This window comes from Pseudomonas sp. ArH3a, assembly GCF_022648765.1.
GTDB lineage: Bacteria > Pseudomonadota > Gammaproteobacteria > Pseudomonadales > Pseudomonadaceae > Aquipseudomonas.
The window spans coordinates 1,937,641-1,954,893 of the sequence record NZ_CP080330.1 but is presented as its reverse complement, the minus strand read 5'-3'; the positions used below and the strand labels follow the sequence as shown (position 1 = coordinate 1,954,893).

Sequence of the window (17,253 nt, the reverse complement as noted above, 5' to 3'; positions counted from 1 at the left end):
GCGTATTGCCAGCCAGGCATCAGCATTTACCACAAGACAAATGACAATAATTCTCGATATCATTCGCGACTTCTCTACGTCGTGCTTCGTCAAGAAGGATATCCATGCCTCGTCCCAAGCCCGACCCGTTGTCGGCCGATACCTTTCGCGGGTTTTATGCAGACATTCTGTATTTCCTGCGCAAACGCACGGACAACGCCAGCGACGCGGCAGACATGACCCAGGATGTCTTCACCCAATGGCTGGGCTACCGCGACCGGGCCAAGGTCGAGCAGCCACGGGCGTTTCTGTTCCAGATGGCGCGCAACCTGCTGCGCGATCACTGGCGTAAGCAGAAGGTACGGCAGACCGTCCACTCTGACCCGACCGAAAGGGACGCCGAGCCGGTCACCGATGAGCAAAACGACCCCATGGCCGCCACGCAGCGTTTGCAGCGCCTGGAACAGTTGAAAGAAGTCCTCGCCGAACTCTCGCCCCGCAGGCGAGAAGCCCTTATGCTGCATCGCTTCGAAGGCCTGAACCAGGCGCAGATCGCCGAGCGCATGGGCATTTCGACCAGCATGGTGGAAAAGCACATCGCTTTTGCCCTGCTGCATTGCAAGCGACGCCTTCAACAAGAACCCGGCACGGAGCAGCCAGAATGAACCGCCTGAGCGACATCGACGCCCTGGATATCGAAGCGAGCGACTCCATCGATGCCCAAGCCGCCAGCTGGTTTGCCCGCAACCGCAACGATGCGGGGCGAACCGAGCGCAAGGCCTTTGCCGCCTGGCTGGCCGTGCCCGCCCATGCCCGCGCCTATGCCGAATTCGAGCAACTGTGGGCCGACCTCGCCCAGTTGCAGCAACTGAGCAAACCCGTGCCGCTGCCCAAACGCAAACCCTCTCTCTGGCGCCCGGCCCTGGCCGTGGCTGCCGCCGTGGTCTGTGCTGTGCTGGCCACGCACATCGGCGCACCGCGCGAGCTGTATCACAGCCAAATTGCCGCGCACGCCAAAGGCATGCGCACCTTGAACCTGCCCGACGGCAGCACCCTGTTTGTGAATGCCAACACGCGCCTGCGCGTGGATTTCAGCGCCCACCAGCGCATCCTTCATTTGGACAAGGGCCAGCTGTACATCGAAGTCGCCGCCGACAAGGAACGGCCGCTGTACGTGCAAGCTGGCGAGGCGAATGTGCGGGTGGTCGGCACCGGTTTCGACGTGCGGCGCAGCCAGCAGCAACTGGTGGTCAGCGTCGCCCATGGCCAGGTGGCCTTCGCGCCGGACGCCAAAAGCCCGGTGACCTTGCTCGGCGCCCAACAGCGCGCCGCCTATAACTACGCCAAGGGCACTGTGCAGCAACAAACCCTTAGCGCTGGAGAAGTGGCGGATTGGCGCAGCGGGCACCTGTCGTTTCGCAACCGCGACCTGGCCAGCCTGATCGACGAGCTGAGCCTCTACCGGCCCCAGGCCCCCTTGCACGTCAGCAAATCAGTGGCGCAACTGAAGGTCTCGGGCAACCTGGATGTAAATGACCCGGACGCCCTGCTCAACGCCCTACCGGCCCTGCTGCCGGTGAAAACCGTGGCCTCGGCCGATGGTGTGATGAGAATCGAACCGAGCAAGTAAGGCCCGCGAACCCTCATTTGAGAATATTTTGCATTCGCATGTGTGGTTTTTTCAACCTGCCCCGTCTTCCTCCGGACTGTGTTTGATCTGCACACCTTTTTGGCTATTTAGCCACCCCGGGGGATTCCATGTTTCGCGCGCCTTGCCACGCTTCGCACCTGTTTCTTCGACCGACGCTGATTGCCACCTGCCTGGCGTTCAGCCTCAGTGCCCAGGCTGAATCACTCAAGCTGCAACTGCCTGCCCAGTCACTGGCCACGTCCCTGAGCCAGGTGGCGCAGCAGGCGAAAATCCAGCTGCTGTTCGATGAAACACTGCTCAAGAACGTACAGGCGCCGGCGCTCAACGGTGAGTTCACCCCGGAAGTGGCGATTCGCAGCCTGCTGAAAAACGGCGCGTTCACCCTGATCAAGGTCGGCACCACCTACGTGGTGCGCCCCGACGAGGGCAAGACCACCCACAGCGGCGCCATCCAATTGGACGCCCTCAGCGTGATCGGCACCGGTAACGAGGTCGACTCCGCCACCGTCAACCGCTCCACCCTGAGCCAGGCCGACATCGATCGGTACCAGTCCAATAACATCCCCAGTTTGCTACAGACCTTGCCCGGCGTGAGCCAGGGCGGTTCGCTGAAACCTGGCGGCCAGACCATTAACATCCGGGGTTTCGGCGATGCCGAAGACGTGCCGCTGACCGTCGACGGCGCCACCAAAAGCGGCTTTGAGCGCTACCAGCAAGGCACCGTGTTTATCGAGCCCGAGCTGATCAAAAGCATCGAAGTCGAAAAAGGCCCGACCTCCCCGTTCACCGGCAACGGCGGCTTCGGCGGCACGGTGAACATGACCACCAAGGACGCCCCGGATCTGCTCAAAGACGGCCGCAACAGCGGCGCGATGCTCAAGTACGGTTACTCCAGCAACGACCACGAACAGGTCTACAGCGGCGCCGTGTATGGCCGCACCGACGACGGCCGTTTTGACGCGCTGGCCTACCTGACCCAACGCGACGGCGGCGACATGAAGGTGGCCGCTAAGCTGCCCAACGAGGACAACCTGTTCCCGATCAACCCCCAGCGCCTGCCCAACAGCGCCCAGGATGTGGACGGCAAATTGTTCAAGGTCAACGCGCACCTGACCGATGAGCACAGTGTCGGGCTGTCCTACTCGCGCTCCCACAGCAACCGCTGGACACCGTTTTCCGCCGCCAGCTACCCGGCGCCGCCGACCCAGGCCCAGATCGACCGCTACGGCTACGAAGGCGCGTTGACGCGTTTTTTAGCCCACCGCGACACCGTCGACACCACCTGGTCGGGCAAGTATGAATACCAGCCGCTGGACAACCCGCTGGTAGACCTGACCGTCAAGTATTCGCAGTCCAACACCGACCAGACCGACGAGCGCAACGCCAGCGCGTTTTTCCAACTGGCCACCGGCGGGCGCAAGATGGACACGTCCTATACCGACAAGAACCTCGACATCCGCAACGTCAGCCTGTTTGACACCGGCCCCTTGCAGCATGCAGTCACCGTCGGCGGGCAGATCCGCAAACACGCGCGAGAAACCGAGATGTGGATACCCGGTAAAACCTACGACACCGCGCGCTACAACTACGGGCATTTCCAGCCGGGATTCATGCCCCACGGCAAAGTCGACACCAATAGCTTCTTTGTCCAGGATGCGGTCACCGTGGGCGATGTAACCATCAGCCCGTCCCTGCGCTACGACCATGTGCGCAACCGCGGCGAAGCCAACGATGCGCCTTACTACAGCAACCCGAACCCGGCCGTCGGCCACGATTACAGCGACCGCACCTACACCGGTTGGTCACCGCGCCTGGCGCTGTTCTGGAACGTCACCCCGCACCTGGGGCTGTTCGCCAACTGGAGCAAGACCTGGCGCGCGCCGGTCATTGATGAACAATATGAAGTGCAAGGCCTGGGCAGCCGCACCGCCACCAGCGTCGACCTCGACCCCGAGCGCATCACCTCGATCAGCGTCGGCAGCGTGACCAGCTTCGACAACCTGATCGCCGAGGACGACAACCTGCAAATACGCACCACGTTGTTCCATAACAAAGTCGAAGACGAAATCTTCAAGGCCACCGGCGTCGGCTGCCAGAACCAGGCCATCAACGGCGGTACGATTGCCAATGCTTGCCCATCGGGTGCGATGCCCAACTACCGCAATATCGGCGGCCTGACCATCAAGGGCGTTGAGCTGGAATCGTTCTACAACTCCACCTACCTGTTTGGCTCGGTGTCGTTCGCCTACGCCAAAGGTGACCACGAAGGCGCCTACACCAACCCCTGGGGCCCGAACGTGGCAGCACGCGACATTCCACCGACCAAATGGGTGCTGGTACTGGGCACCAACATTCCCGCCTGGGATGCCCAAGTGGGCTGGACGGGCCAGTTCATCGGCGCCACCGACCGCTTGCCCAGCGACAAATATTCCGGCGGACCGGGCAGCAGCTTAGGCGATCTGTTCTATGACCAGTACGGCAACAAGGCCTACAACACCCAAGGCCTGTTCGCCAAATGGAAGCCGCAACAGGCCTACCTGAAAGGCACCGAAGTGAACTTCACCGTGGACAACCTGTTCAACAATAACTTCCGCCCAGCCTTGAGCGGCGATCGCGCCTATACCAAAGGCCGTGATGCGAAGATCAGCGTTACGCGGTTCTTCTGATTGTGGGAGCTGGCTTGCCTGCGATACAGGCGACTCGGTGTATCAGGCATCTCGAGGTGATGCTATCGCAGCATAGGTATCTACACATCTTTTTATGGGTTGAATTCTTTGGTTGTCGCGGGGGCGCTGGGTACATATCCGTTATTTGGGTAACGGCTGCTATGGGTTCCGCTCTTACAGCGGGTCACTTTTGAAAGAGCGCAAAAGTAACCAAAACGCTCTTGCCCCACCACTCGGCACCTCGCTTAGGCTCGGTGTGCCCTCACTCCGGCTTTGGACCGTGGGCCGCCGCCATGGGCCATCCTTGGCCCATCGCGGCTAAACCGGCGTCCTGCCGGTTTACCCCCGCTCCAAAGCCTGCGTTCGGCCAGCGTGGTTTAACGGGGCGCCTAAGATCAAGATCAAAAGCAAGAGCACGGCGGCCTAGTAGCCGACCTGAGTGGTTAGATCAAAAGCGAAGCCAAGGCGGCCTGACAGCCGACCTGATCTCTGAAACTGAACTCAATCTAATGTGGGAGCTGGCTTGCCTGCGATGGCATCAACTCGGTGTACCTGATGGACCCAGGTGTCTGCATCGCAGCGGTGCGGCGATCCGACAAGCCAGCTCCCACAGAAAAGCAGATCTGCTTCTGCTGTGCTTTTGCCCTGCTTTTGCTTCTACCACTCAGGTCGGCTACTAGGCCGCCGTGCTCTTGCTTTTGATCTTGATCTGAGGCGCCCCGTTAACCACGATGGCCGAACGCAGGCTTGAATCCGTGGGTAACCCGGCAGGACGCCGGGTTAGCCGCCATGGGCCAAGGATGGCCCATGGCGGCGGCCCACGGATTCAAGCCGGAGTGAGGGCATGCCGAGCCTAGGCGAGGCACCGAGTGGTGGGGCAAGAGCCCTTTTGGTTACTTTTGGGGCTCTTTTCCAAAAGTGACCCGCCGTAAGGGCCATGCCTTTCAAGGTCTGCGTTTAAAAGTTCGTTTAAAGCAGTGTTTAAGTCTGTTTATCCGACTTGGCAGCCTTAAGCACCCGAGCTGTTGAAACATGAGCCCGTGCGGCCTTACCTTCCAGCCACTCCTTGGGTTTGGCGATTTTAGGGCCGCGCGGGCTTTTCGCGACGGCCTTAGGTTTGATCAACCTCGCCAGGGCCAGTAACCGCTCTGCCAACCCTTGCGAGGTCTTTTCGAGAGGGAAGTTTTCCGCCGGTAATGCGATCTGCATTCCCTCATAACCGCTGCGAACGTGCACCGCCAAATGGTAAATCGAAGCCTCCCAACTCGCTGGCTGCGTTTCGCGGTGCGCCTGTTCCACACTGCGTTTGAGAACCGACAAAACGTTGTAAGCCAGAACCGCCGAGGCGAAGCCCAGCAGCGCGGCTTTAGGGCTACCAAGGCTCTTAATCTCACTGTCGAGCACCGATTCAAGGCGTTGGAACATCCCTTCAATACTCCAGCGGCGGCGGTATAAATCAGCTATTTGTCGAGCGCTGATGGTGTCGGGCAAATTGCTCCAGAACCACATCACCAAATCACCTGAGTCATTTGCCGTTTGCAGGCTCAACTCAACGCGTCGCCAGCGGCGACCGCCTTTTACTTCGATGGTTTGTTCGCGAACGGTTCCGGTGTCGACGGTCCCTGACTCTTGCCAGTCGCCTTCCTGGATCACACGTGGATGTTTGCTGTGTTGGCGAACGATGAACGAGGCCCCTGTGTTTTCGCAGGCTTGCAGGACAGGCAGCGTGCAATAAAGTCGGTCAGCCATCCATAGTTGACCCGCGCTTGCGCGGGCCAACAGCGGTAGAACACTGACCCGCTCGCTGGCATGGGCGTCTTCCCAAGGCTGAAGATCGACGACTAAATCCAGATCAGGATCGTAGGCCACTACGGAAAACCCTGGGCGAGCCGCAGCTCGCTCGCTGCGCAAAGGGCCTAAACGTTTTTCAGTGGCCGGTAGGTGGTTGCCATCGACAATGCGCAACTGCCAGCCGGGTAGTATCGATGAGTGGCCGAGCGTTTTGATGGTTGGTTCTAAACGCTCTGCGCTGCCTGAGATGAGGGCTCGAAGCACCTCGGGTTCGGTCCGATTGATCTTGTCATAGAGCGCCGCAACGCTCACCGAAAGGCCCTCCATCTTACGCGCTGCAGCGTGCAGTGATGGCCTCAAGCCCAATGAAACAAGGGACATCAGCTCTACAACGGTTGAAAACAAGAGCTCACGGGAGTACTGGCGTTGTCGGTGGTCATTGAACACCTTGTCAACCCACTCGGCAGGTACGGCCTGCTCCAATACCAGCTTGGTCATGACACTGGCCGGCGCCTGCTTTTCAAACCGTTCTAGAACCTTTTCCCACATCGTTTCGTCATCCTGACTAAAGTATTTGTTTATGTTTTAAACCAAGACCTTGAAAGGCATGGCCGTAAGGGCGGAACCAATAGCAGCCGTTACCGCAGCAACGGATATGTACTCAATCTACCTAAACCATCACAGGCTAAAAGCAACACAAAAAGTTGCGTAGATACCCATGGCTATCGCAGGCAAGCCAGCTCCCACACGACCTCAACTGTACGGATAAATCCGTACCCAGCTGTAGGCCCGCAATCGGCGGGGGTTGTGGCTAGATGGGCTTCCCTTGAAGCCCTCTCGTTTCGGTCCCCATCATGAGCTCGCGCGAAAACACCGGCATGGCCCTCGGCCTGCTGGGTGTCATCATCTTCAGCCTGACCCTGCCCTTCACCCGCATCGTGGTGCAGGAAATCCACCCATTGCTCAACGGCCTGGGTCGCGCCTTGTTCGCGGCGATTCCGGCGGCGGCGCTGTTGCTGTGGCGCCGTGAGCGCTGGCCGACCTAGCACCAGGTGCGCGGTTTGTGCCTGGTCATCGCCGGTGTAATCCTCGGTTTCCCGGTGCTGTCGGCCTGGGCCATGCAGACCTTGCCGGCCTCCCATGGCGCGCTGGTCAACGGCTTGCAACCGCTGTGCGTGGCGCTGTATGCGGCGTGGCTGTCCCACGAGCGGCCGTCAAAAGCCTTCTGGGCCTGCGCGGCGCTGGGCAGTGCGTTGGTGTTGAGCTACGCCTTGATCACCGGCGCGGGCAGTATTCAGGCGGGTGATTTGCTGATGCTCGGCGCAATTGCCGTGGGCGGCCTGGGCTATGCCGAAGGTGGCCGGTTGGCGAAGGAGATGGGTGGCTGGCAAGTGATCTGCTGGGCGCTGGTGCTGTCGACACCGGTGCTGATCGGCCCGGTGTGGTACCTGGCGGCGCAGCACCAAGGCGCGATTTCGATGCGCACCTGGTGGGCGTTTGGGTATGTGTCGCTGTTCTCGCAGTTCCTGGGGTTCTTCGCCTGGTACGCCGGGTTGGCCATGGGCGGAATTGCGCGGGTCAGCCAGATTCAACTGCTGCAGATTTTCTTCACCATCGCGTTTTCGGCGTTGTTCTTTGGTGAACATATCGAGCCGATTACGTGGGTGTTTGCCTGTGGGGTGATCGTGACGGTGATGCTGGGGCGCAAGACGGCGGTGCAGCCTGCGCCGGCTCCCAAGCCAAGCACTATCTAATGTGAAAGCTGGCGTGTGTGGGAGCTGGGCTTGCCCGCGATCGCATCACCTCGGTTTACCTGAAAGACCGAGTTGCCTGCATCGCAGGCAAGCCAGCTCCCACCCAAGCCAGCTCCCACATTTTTGGTGCTGTGCTCAGCTCAAATAACCATCCGCGCGCAGCAAGGTTTCCAGGCAGTGCTCGGTGATGTGGTAGAACGCCTTCAGCGCTTGGATTTTCTCCAGCAACTGCGCATTGTCCACCGGCTCGTTGCGTTTGACCGCGAGGATCATCTTGTTCTTGTTGGTATGTTCCAACGAGATGAACTCGAACACCTTGGTCTCATAACCGCAGGCCTCAAGGAACAACGCGCGCAGGCTGTCGGTGACCATTTCCGCCTGTTGGCCCAGGTGCAGGCCGTATTGCAGCATCGGCTTGAGCAGCACCGGGCTCTGGATCTGCAGGCGAATCTGTTTGTGGCAGCACGGCGAGCACATGATGATCGACGCGCCGGAACGGATGCCGGTGTGGATCGCGTAGTCGGTGGCGATGTCGCAGGCATGCAGCGCGATCATCACGTCCAACTCGCTCGGCGCCACGCTGCGCACATCACCGCACTTGAACACCAGCCCCGGGTGTTCCAGGCGCGCGGCAGCGGTGTTGCACAGGGTCACCATGTCTTCGCGCAGCTCCACGCCGGTCACTTCGCCCTCAGCCTTGAGGGTGTTGCGCAGGTAATCGTGAATGGCGAAGGTCAGGTAGCCCTTGCCCGAACCGAAATCGGCGACCCGCACGGGTTGGTCCAGTTTCAAGGGTGACGAGGTCAGCGCATGGCTGAACACTTCGATGAACTTGTTGATCTGCTTCCACTTGCGCGACATCGACGGGATCAGCGCCTGCTTGGCGTCGGTCACGCCCAGGTCGGCGAGGAACGGCCGGCTCAGGTCGAGGAAGCGATTTTTCTCACGGTTGTGCTCGGCGGAAGGCGCCTCACGCAGTTGCTGCGGCTTGCTTTTGAACAACGAGCTTTTGTTCTTCTTGCTGTATTCCAGCTGGGCTTCGTCGGTCAGCGACAGCAAGTGCGCGTTCTTGAACGACGCGGGCAGCAGCTCGGCAATCGCCGCAACGCCGTCGGCCAGGGGCAAGTTCTTGGTGATGTCGCGGGTCTTGTAGCGGTAGACGAACGACAGGCACGCCTGCTCCTTGACCGTTACCGGCTTGATGATCAGCCGTTGCAGCTCGGCTTCCTCGCCGACGTACTTGGCCAGCACCAGCTTGATAAACGCATGCTGCGCCAGGCTTGCGCTCAGCAGTTCGATGAACTGGGCGTGATGATCCGGCGCAGGGCGGGCAGGTTGAGCGGTGACGGACATGAACAAAAACGCCTCGGGCTGGGAATGCCGGGCATTTTAGGGGGGATAGTGCTTCAGGGCACGGGGTTATTTGATCAACGGTCGCTCAGCCGCCGCAAATCAAATGCGGGAGCTGCTTTTCTGTGGGAGGTGGCTTGCCTGTGATGCTGGCACCTCGGTCCATCAGGCCAACCGAGTTGATGCCATTGCAGGCAAGCCCGACTCCCACAGAAAAGCAGTTCCCGCATGGGTTCTGAGGGGTGTGGGCTATTCCAGCACGATCAGGCGGTTGGGCAACTCATTACGCGCCTGCGTCACCGGCACATGCACCTTGAGCAACTCGCCGCAGGCCTCGATACACGCAATAAACCCCGCCAACGTCTGCCCCTGTTTCACCTGCTGGGTAAACGCCTTGACGATGCCATCCCAGCTCTCGTCATCCAGCCGTTTGGAAATACCCTCGTCCACCAGGATCTCCACATACCGTTCCGCCTCGCTGACAAAAATCAGCACACCCGTCCCGCCCACCGTGTGGTGCAGGTTCTGCTCCAGGAACTGCCGGCGCGCCAGGTTGGACGCGCGCCAATGACGCACCGAACGCGGGATCAAGCGGGTGGTGACCTTGGGCAAACGAAACACCAGGCACAACACGATAAACGTCGCCCACTGCGCCAACAGCAAGGTGTACATGGTCAAGTAGCCCGACAAGTAATGCACCACGCCGGGCACCACCAAGGCGATCAGGCTGGCCCACAGCAGCGGGATGTAAGCGTAATCGTCAGCGCGGGCCGCCAGCACCGTGACCAGTTCGGCGTCGGTGGTTTTCTCGACCCGGGCAATCGCTTCGGCGACTTGGCGCTGCTCGTGTTCACTCAGTAATGCCATGGTTGTCGATGCTCTGTTCTAGTTATTGTCATTACCAGCCACCTGAGGCCCCGCCACCGCCAAAACCACCGCCGCCGCCTCTGAAGCCACCACCGCCGCCTCCCCCGCCACCGCCGCCGCGCCCACTGCTGCTGAGGATTGCCAAGAGGATAGCGCCAACCGGCAGGCCCAGGCGATTGCACAGCCACAACACGCCGATCAGCAGGATGAACAAGCCGATGGACAACCCTGGGTTGTCCTTGGCGAAATTCGCATCCGCCACATGCGCTGGCACCGCCAGCGGCTCGCCGCCCACCACCTGCACCATCGCCGTGACGCCGTCGCTGATGCCCTGGCTGTAATTGCCAGCCTTGAACTTAGGCGCGATCACCTGATTGATGATCACCCAGGACTGCGCATCGGTCAGCACGCCTTCCAGGCCATAGCCGACTTCGATGCGCAATTTTCGCTCATCACGGGCGACGATCAACAGCGCGCCGTTGTCCTTGCCCTTCTGGCCGATGCCCCACTGGCGGCCCAATTGGTAACCGTAGTCCTCAATCGGCACGCCTTGCAGGTCGGGCACGGTGACCACCACGAGCTGGTCGCCGGACGTTTGCTCCAACGCCTGCAACTGCTGGGTTATTTGCGCCCGGGTTGCCGGGTCGAGCATCTGGGCGCTGTCCACCACCCGCCCGGTCAGGGCCGGGAACGTCAGCGCCGCCTGGGCCGCACCGACGCACGCCAGCAAGCACAGCGCCAGGCCTATCCGTAATAAACGCATCGACACCTCAACGCAGCGTTATTTGAACTTCACTTGCGGCGCTTTATCGGCATCAGCGCTGGTGGCTTCAAACGTAGCGCGGATCGGCAAGTCGCTGTACATCACGCTGTGCCACAGGCGGCCAGGGAAGGTGCGGATTTCAGTGTTGTACGCCTGCACGGCCTGGATGAAATCGCGACGGGCCACGGCAATACGGTTTTCCGTGCCTTCAAGTTGCGATTGCAGGGCCAGGAAGTTCTGGTTGGCTTTCAGGTCCGGATAACGCTCAGACACCACCATCAAGCGGCTGAGGGCGCCGCTCAAACCGTCCTGGGCTTGCTGGAACTGCTTGAGTTTCTCAGGGTTGTCGAGGGTGCTGGCATCTACTTGGATCGAGGTGGCCTTGGCCCGCGCCTCAATCACGGCGGTGAGGGTGTCTTGCTCATGGGCCGCGTAGCCCTTGACCACTTCCACCAGGTTGGGGATCAGGTCGGCACGCCGTTGGTACTGGTTCTGCACCTGGCCCCAGGCCGCCTTGGCCTGTTCATCCAGGGTGGGAATGGTGTTGATGCCGCAACCGCTCAGTACGCTGCTGATCAGTAGCAAAGCCGCGGCTTTCAAGCCCCAGCGGTAACCTTGTGCTGCTTGCATGGTGTTTCTCCTGCCCAAACTAGATGGAATGTGACGACTAACCCTATAAACCGCGCACTTGGGGCATAATCCGCCACCACTGGATTGCGTCGAGCCAATCAGCTACAAAGATGCCCAGCGCGAAAAAGAGTTCAGAGTGTGCTGCATTTATCTGAACAACACCCGAACAACAATAGACGCTCCCCACATTTTGGCCGATGGCATTCTCTTGATGCTGTGCAGTGAGCCGAAAAAGGATATTCATGAAAAAGCTGTGTTTGCTCGGCCTTGTTGCCACTCTGGCCACCCACCCCGTCTGGGCAGAAACAAAGCCTGCTGCGCTTAAAGACAAGGACGCCTTCGTCAGCGACCTGCTCAAGCAGATGACCCTGGATGAAAAGATCGGCCAATTGCGCCTGATCAGCATCGGCCCCGAAATGCCCCGCGAGCTGATCCGCAAGGAAATCGCCGCCGGCCGTATCGGCGGCACCTTCAACTCGATCACTCGCCCGGAAAACCGTCCGATGCAGGACGCGGCCATGCGCAGCCGGTTGAAGATCCCGATGTTTTTCGCCTACGACGTGATCCACGGCCACCGTACGATCTTCCCGATCAGCCTGGCCCTGGCCTCCAGCTGGGACATGGACGCCATCGGCCGCTCCGGGCGCATCGCCGCCCAAGAAGCCGCCGCCGACAGCCTCGACATCACCTTTGCGCCGATGGTCGACATCTCCCGCGACCCGCGCTGGGGGCGTACTTCCGAAGGTTTCGGCGAAGACACCTACCTGACGTCGCGCATTGCCGAAGTGATGGTCAAGGCCTTCCAGGGCACAAGCGCGGCCAATGCCGACAGCATCATGGCCAGCGTCAAGCACTTTGCCCTGTACGGCGCGGTGGAAGGCGGTCGCGACTACAACGTGGTCGACATGAGCCCGGTCAAGATGTACCAGGACTACCTGCCGCCCTACCACGCGGCGATCAAGGCCGGTGCCGGCGGCGTGATGGTGGCGTTGAACTCGATCAACGGCGTGCCCGCCACCGCCAACACTTGGCTGATGAACGACCTGTTGCGCAAGGACTGGGGCTTTAAAGGCCTGGCCGTGAGTGACCACGGCGCGATATTCGAGCTGATCAAGCACGGCGTGGCCAAGGACGGGCGTGAAGCCGCTAAGCTTGCAATCAAGGCCGGTATCGACATGAGCATGAACGACTCGCTGTACGGCAAGGAATTGCCCGGGCTGCTCAAGTCCGGCGAGATCGAGCAAAGCGACATCGACAACGCCGTACGCGAAGTGCTCGGCGCCAAGTACGACATGGGCCTGTTCAAAGACCCGTACCTGCGTATCGGCAAGGCCGAGGATGACCCGGCCGACACCTATGCCGAGAGCCGCCTGCACCGTGCCGACGCACGGGATGTCGCGCGCCGCAGCCTGGTCCTGCTGAAAAACCAGAACAACACCCTGCCGCTGAAAAAATCCGCGACCATCGCACTGGTCGGCCCGCTGGCCAAGGCGCCGATCGACATGATGGGCAGCTGGGCCGCCGCCGGCAAACCGGCACAATCGGTGACCCTGCTCGATGGTCTCAACGCGGTGATCGGCGAAAAAGGCAAAGTGATCTACGCGCGTGGCGCCAACATCACCAACGACAAGGCCGTGGTCGACTACCTCAACTTCCTCAACTTCGATGCCCCGGAAGTGGTGGATGACACCCGCTCCCCGCAGGTGCTGATCGACGAAGCGGTGAAGGCCGCCAAGGATGCCGACGTGGTGGTGGCGGCTGTGGGCGAGTCCCGTGGCATGTCCCACGAGTCCTCCAGCCGCACCGACCTGAACATCCCGCAGAGCCAGCGCGACCTGATCAAAGCCTTGAAAGCCACCGGCAAACCGCTGGTGCTGGTACTGATGAACGGCCGCCCGCTGTCGATTCTTGAAGAGAACCAACAGGCCGACGCGATCCTGGAAACCTGGTTCGCCGGCACCGAAGGTGGCAACGCCATCGCCGACGTGCTGTTTGGTGACTACAACCCGTCGGGCAAGCTGCCGATCACCTTCCCACGTTCGGTAGGGCAGATTCCGACCTACTACAACCACCTGACCATCGGCCGGCCGTTCACCCCAGGCAAGCCGGGTAACTACACCTCGCAATACTTCGATGACACCACCGGGCCGCTGTTCCCGTTCGGTTATGGCCTGAGCTACACCACGTTCAGCCTGTCGGACATGGCGCTGTCGTCCACCACCCTGAACAAGACCGGCAAGCTCGACGCCAGCGTCACGCTGAAAAACACCGGCAAGGTCGAGGGCGAAACCGTGGTGCAGTTGTATATCCAGGACGTGGCCGGCTCGATGATCCGCCCGATCAAAGAGCTGAAGAACTTCCAGAAGGTCATGCTCAAGGCCGGTGAGGAGCGCACGCTGCACTTCACCATCACCGAGGAAGACTTGAAGTTCTACAACACCCAACTCAAGTTCGCCGCAGAACCCGGCGAGTTCAATGTACAGATCGGCCTGGACTCCCAGGATGTGCAGCAGCAGACGTTCGAGTTGCTGTAACACTTGCAGCCCCCCTCTTTTTTTGAAGAGGGGGCTTGCGCGCTGGCCCACCGTAGCCAGTAAAAGTTAACTTTCACTCCTCGATACAAGCCTAATCCTACATCACTCCCCCTGCTCACTCGCACACCCTATCAGCCCAATTTTTTTGCAGGTGTGTGTGGACTATGTCGCCCACGAAAAACGCCCAAGCGGCAGCCAAGAAGGCACCCGCTCAATCATCGTTCAAACGAAATGCTATCGCCCTTTTTGTGCTCGGCTGCCTGTCGGGCATGCCTGTTGAAGCCGCGAGCTATGTTGAACAAGGCCGATTGCACGATGCGGCCAGTTGGCGCAGTGACGAGTTCAAGAGTAATTGGGGCCTTGGCGTAGTCGGTGCTGATTACGCGTATGCACGGGGGTTGAGTGGCGCCGGGATACGATTAGGGGTTTACGATTCTGGAACAGACCTGCGCCATAGTGAGTTCGCCGGAAAGCCAGCCATCGGCGTGCTTATGGCTGATACCGGCTGCATGAGTGGGACCGTGCTGGAGAACGGCTGCTTCTACACCGAAGGTGATCGCGCGGCGGTAACCGTTATCGACTCATTGCCACCTGAAGCATTGGCCGCCCTTGAAGAAGCTATTACCGATGGCATCCTTACCCGTGAGCAACTTGATGAATATCTCAGAGTGGTAGGTACTGCATACGACGCGCATGGCACGCACGTTGCCGGCACAGCACTGGCCAATCGTGATGGCTACGGAGTCCAGGGTGTGGCTTACGCGGCTAACTTGAGTGCAGTGCGCAAGTACGGTAATACCTACCTGGGAGGCCCCCTTGCCATAACAGCAATTTCGCGCGCGCCCCTTCCGACAGATGCAGCGGTAAACACCGCCTATGCCCAATTGCACAGTCAGAATGTGCGTGTCGTCAATAACAGTTGGGGGAGCGCATTTTCGCCTGCGAATGAAACAGAGCTTGACCTGGCATTAAGCGAAACCGAAACCTCCGTTTATTCAGAACTCAAGGCCATAGCAGACAACGCTATCAAGTATGGGATGCTGCAAGTATGGTCAGCGGGCAACGTAACCACAGCCAACGAATCCCCTCAAACAGCGCTAAACGCCGGGCTTCATCCCAGCCTGCCACGTGCCATTGCAGAGCTGGAGCCCTATTGGTTGACCGTCGTCAACTTAAGTAAAGAGCTGACCTTGGGCGACTATTCCAAGCGCTGCGGCTTCAGCAAAGACTGGTGCCTGGCCGCGCCCGGAACGGATATCAACTCATCCTGGGTTGCAGGTTCCATACAAACCGAAAACCACCTTGACCAGGACGATGGTGTCAATGGTTTCGCAGTGACCGGTGATAAACCCGAGTTAGGCTATATGCTAAGTTCCGGCAGTTCCATGGCCGCTCCCCACGTCACCGGCGGGTTGGCCCTGCTGATGCAACGCTTCCCCTACCTCGACAACCCGCAAATCCGCGACGTGTTGCTGACCACCGCCACCGACCTCGGCGAACCGGGCGTGGACAACGTCTACGGCTGGGGCCTGATGAACCTGAAAAAAGCCATCGACGGCCCCGGCCAGTTACGGGTCGATACCAGCGTCAACATGGACCGCCCTGCCGGCGGCGCCATCGTCTGGCAAGGCGGTGCCTGGGACGATTGGCGCAATGACATCAGCGGCCCCGGCCGCCTGGAAAAAACCGGCATCGGCTGGCTGCGCCTCAGCGGCAATAACAGCTTCGCCGGCGCCACGCTCAAGGAAGGTATTCTGGAGCTGGACGGCACCAACCAGCTCAAGGGCGACGTCAACATCGACGGCGGCGTTCTGCGCCTGAACGGTGCGCTGGCCGTCGCGGGCGACTACACACAAGCCGCCGGTTCAACCCTGATGACCGGGTTGGCCAGCCCGGCAGCGCCGGCCAAATTGCAGGTGCAAAACCAGGCATCTATCAACGGCGGCTCGCTGTACCTGAGCGCACAACCCAACAACTATTACCTGGGCCAGCGTTACAGCATCCTCCAGGCCCAAGGTGCGTTGACTGGCGAATTCACTTCGATTGACCGCCGCGAGTTCTCGCCCTTCCTCAGCGTTTCCCAGGTCAAACAAGGCAACGCCTTGCTGGTGGAGTTCGGGCGTGGTCGGTCACTGGCATCGGCGGCGGAAACCGCCAACCAGCGCGCCGTCGCCAATGCTGCGGATACTGAGGCTCAGCCTTCGCCGCTGCTGCAACGCCTGACCGCGCTGTTTCCCGAGCAGGCACCTTCGGCACTCGACCAACTGAGCGGCGAATTGCATGCCAGCACCCAGGCGGTGCTGATCGAGAACAGCCGCGTGTTGCGTCAGGCGGCATTCGACCGCCAGCTTAGCGCGCAAGGCAATCGCGGCAATCAGCCCAAGACGCTGAACCAAGGCGTCTGGGTGCAACTGCCGCGCCAGTCCGGCCAGCTCGCAGGCGACAGCAACACCGCACGCACTTCCCACAACAGCACGGGCCTGCTGCTTGGGTTCGATCACACACTGGAACAAGGCACACGCCTGGGTGTAGTTGCCGGCAGCAGTCAAACCGAGGTGAAGACCGGAGCGCGTGGCAAGGCGAGTGTCGACACCTATCAACTGGGCCTGCACGCGGGCCACAACTGGGACGCTTTTGGTCTCTACGGCGGCATCGCGTATGCACAACATGAAATCGAGACAAAACGCCGCGTCAGCTTCCCTGGCGTAGAGAACCGCCTGAGCGCCAAGTACGCCAGCCGCACCGTGCAGACATTTGCCGAGGCCAACTACACGTTCAGCCATGACTTCTGGGACTGGCAGCCGTACCTGCAACTGGCCAATGTGCAACAGCGCAGCGAAGGCTTCAAAGAACGCGGCGGCATGGCCGCACTGAAGGGCAAACGCTCGAAAGAAAACGTCAACCTGACCACCGGTGGCGTGCGTGTCAACATAGACCTGGGCAAGGCGCAGATCGGCCCGTCATGGCTGAGCCTGCGCGGTGGCCTGGCCTACACCCATGCCAGCGGCGACCTGCAACCCACCACTCAGGCAGCTTGGGACGGCGGGCGGGTGATGAGTGTCAGCGGCGCACCGTTGGATCGCCTCAGCACCCGACTGGAACTGGGCGCCACCGCACGCCTGACACGCGACAGCACGTTGGACTTCGGTTTCAGCCAACAACGCGGTGAACGCACGCGGGACCAAAGCATCACGGCGCAGTATTCTCTGCAGTTTTAAGCACTGTTGTGAGCAAAGGCGGGGGTGCCCTACCCCCGCCGACCCAACGC

Annotated in this window: 11 protein-coding genes and 1 pseudogene; 6 read left to right on the top strand and 6 right to left on the bottom strand. The window is 60.4% G+C overall.

Going from position 1 to position 17,253, the window contains the following annotated elements; translation table 11 throughout:
• Nucleotides 1-104 precede the first annotated feature (104 nt).
• The 3 genes from K0P33_RS08740 to K0P33_RS08730 all read left to right on the top strand — a co-directional run bounded on the left by K0P33_RS08740 (nucleotide 105) and on the right by K0P33_RS08730 (nucleotide 4,296).
• Nucleotides 105-644 carry a sigma-70 family RNA polymerase sigma factor gene (locus K0P33_RS08740; protein ID WP_242154865.1) on the top strand — a complete coding sequence of 180 codons (540 nt, stop codon included), beginning with the start codon at nucleotides 105-107 and terminating at the stop codon, nucleotides 642-644.
• Nucleotides 641-1,609, top strand: a complete 969-nt coding sequence (locus tag K0P33_RS08735) for a FecR domain-containing protein (protein WP_094951042.1) — start codon at nucleotides 641-643, stop codon at nucleotides 1,607-1,609. Before K0P33_RS08740 ends, K0P33_RS08735 begins: the two co-directional genes overlap by 4 nt.
• Before the next feature lie 128 nt (nucleotides 1,610-1,737).
• The gene (locus K0P33_RS08730) at nucleotides 1,738-4,296 is read left to right on the top strand and encodes a TonB-dependent receptor (RefSeq protein WP_242154863.1); all 2,559 of its coding nucleotides are present in this window, start codon (nucleotides 1,738-1,740) and stop codon (nucleotides 4,294-4,296) included.
• A 981-nt stretch (nucleotides 4,297-5,277) separates the two neighbouring features.
• Here K0P33_RS08730 and K0P33_RS08725 read toward each other — a convergent pair.
• Nucleotides 5,278-6,585: an IS4 family transposase gene (locus K0P33_RS08725; protein ID WP_242149530.1), complete on the bottom strand. Its 1,308-nt coding sequence runs from the start codon at nucleotides 6,583-6,585 to the stop codon at nucleotides 5,278-5,280.
• A 356-nt stretch (nucleotides 6,586-6,941) separates the two neighbouring features.
• Between K0P33_RS08725 and K0P33_RS08720 the strand changes: the two are divergent.
• Nucleotides 6,942-7,841, top strand: a pseudogene (locus K0P33_RS08720) (DMT family transporter).
• A 135-nt stretch (nucleotides 7,842-7,976) separates the two neighbouring features.
• On the opposite strand, the gene K0P33_RS08715 reads toward K0P33_RS08720, so the two are convergent.
• The 5 genes from K0P33_RS08715 to K0P33_RS08695 all read right to left on the bottom strand — a co-directional run bounded on the left by K0P33_RS08715 (nucleotide 7,977) and on the right by K0P33_RS08695 (nucleotide 11,695).
• Nucleotides 7,977-9,194 (bottom strand): SAM-dependent methyltransferase, encoded by a 1,218-nt coding sequence (locus K0P33_RS08715; RefSeq protein ID WP_094953061.1) that lies wholly within the window; start codon nucleotides 9,192-9,194, stop codon nucleotides 7,977-7,979.
• 246 nt (nucleotides 9,195-9,440) lie between these two features.
• Entirely contained in the window at nucleotides 9,441-10,058 is a 618-nt protein-coding gene (locus K0P33_RS08710; protein ID WP_094953060.1) for a TPM domain-containing protein, read from the bottom strand.
• 31 nt (nucleotides 10,059-10,089) lie between these two features.
• A complete protein-coding gene (locus K0P33_RS08705; protein ID WP_242154861.1) occupies nucleotides 10,090-10,821 on the bottom strand; it encodes a YgcG family protein in 732 nt (243 codons plus the stop codon).
• An 18-nt stretch (nucleotides 10,822-10,839) separates the two neighbouring features.
• Nucleotides 10,840-11,451 (bottom strand): LemA family protein, encoded by a 612-nt coding sequence (locus tag K0P33_RS08700; protein ID WP_094953058.1) that lies wholly within the window; start codon nucleotides 11,449-11,451, stop codon nucleotides 10,840-10,842.
• A gap of 43 nt (nucleotides 11,452-11,494) precedes the next feature.
• Nucleotides 11,495-11,695, bottom strand: a complete 201-nt coding sequence (locus K0P33_RS08695; protein WP_242154859.1) for a hypothetical protein — start codon at nucleotides 11,693-11,695, stop codon at nucleotides 11,495-11,497.
• Here K0P33_RS08695 and bglX point away from each other — a divergent pair.
• Together bglX and K0P33_RS08685 are read left to right on the top strand one after the other, a co-directional pair.
• Nucleotides 11,694-13,985, top strand: a complete 2,292-nt coding sequence (gene bglX, locus K0P33_RS08690; RefSeq protein ID WP_094953057.1) for a beta-glucosidase BglX — start codon at nucleotides 11,694-11,696, stop codon at nucleotides 13,983-13,985. The genes K0P33_RS08695 and bglX overlap by 2 nt on opposite strands.
• A gap of 164 nt (nucleotides 13,986-14,149) precedes the next feature.
• The gene (locus K0P33_RS08685) at nucleotides 14,150-17,203 is read left to right on the top strand and encodes an autotransporter serine protease (RefSeq protein ID WP_242154857.1); all 3,054 of its coding nucleotides are present in this window, start codon (nucleotides 14,150-14,152) and stop codon (nucleotides 17,201-17,203) included.
• Nucleotides 17,204-17,253: the final 50 nt, after the last annotated feature.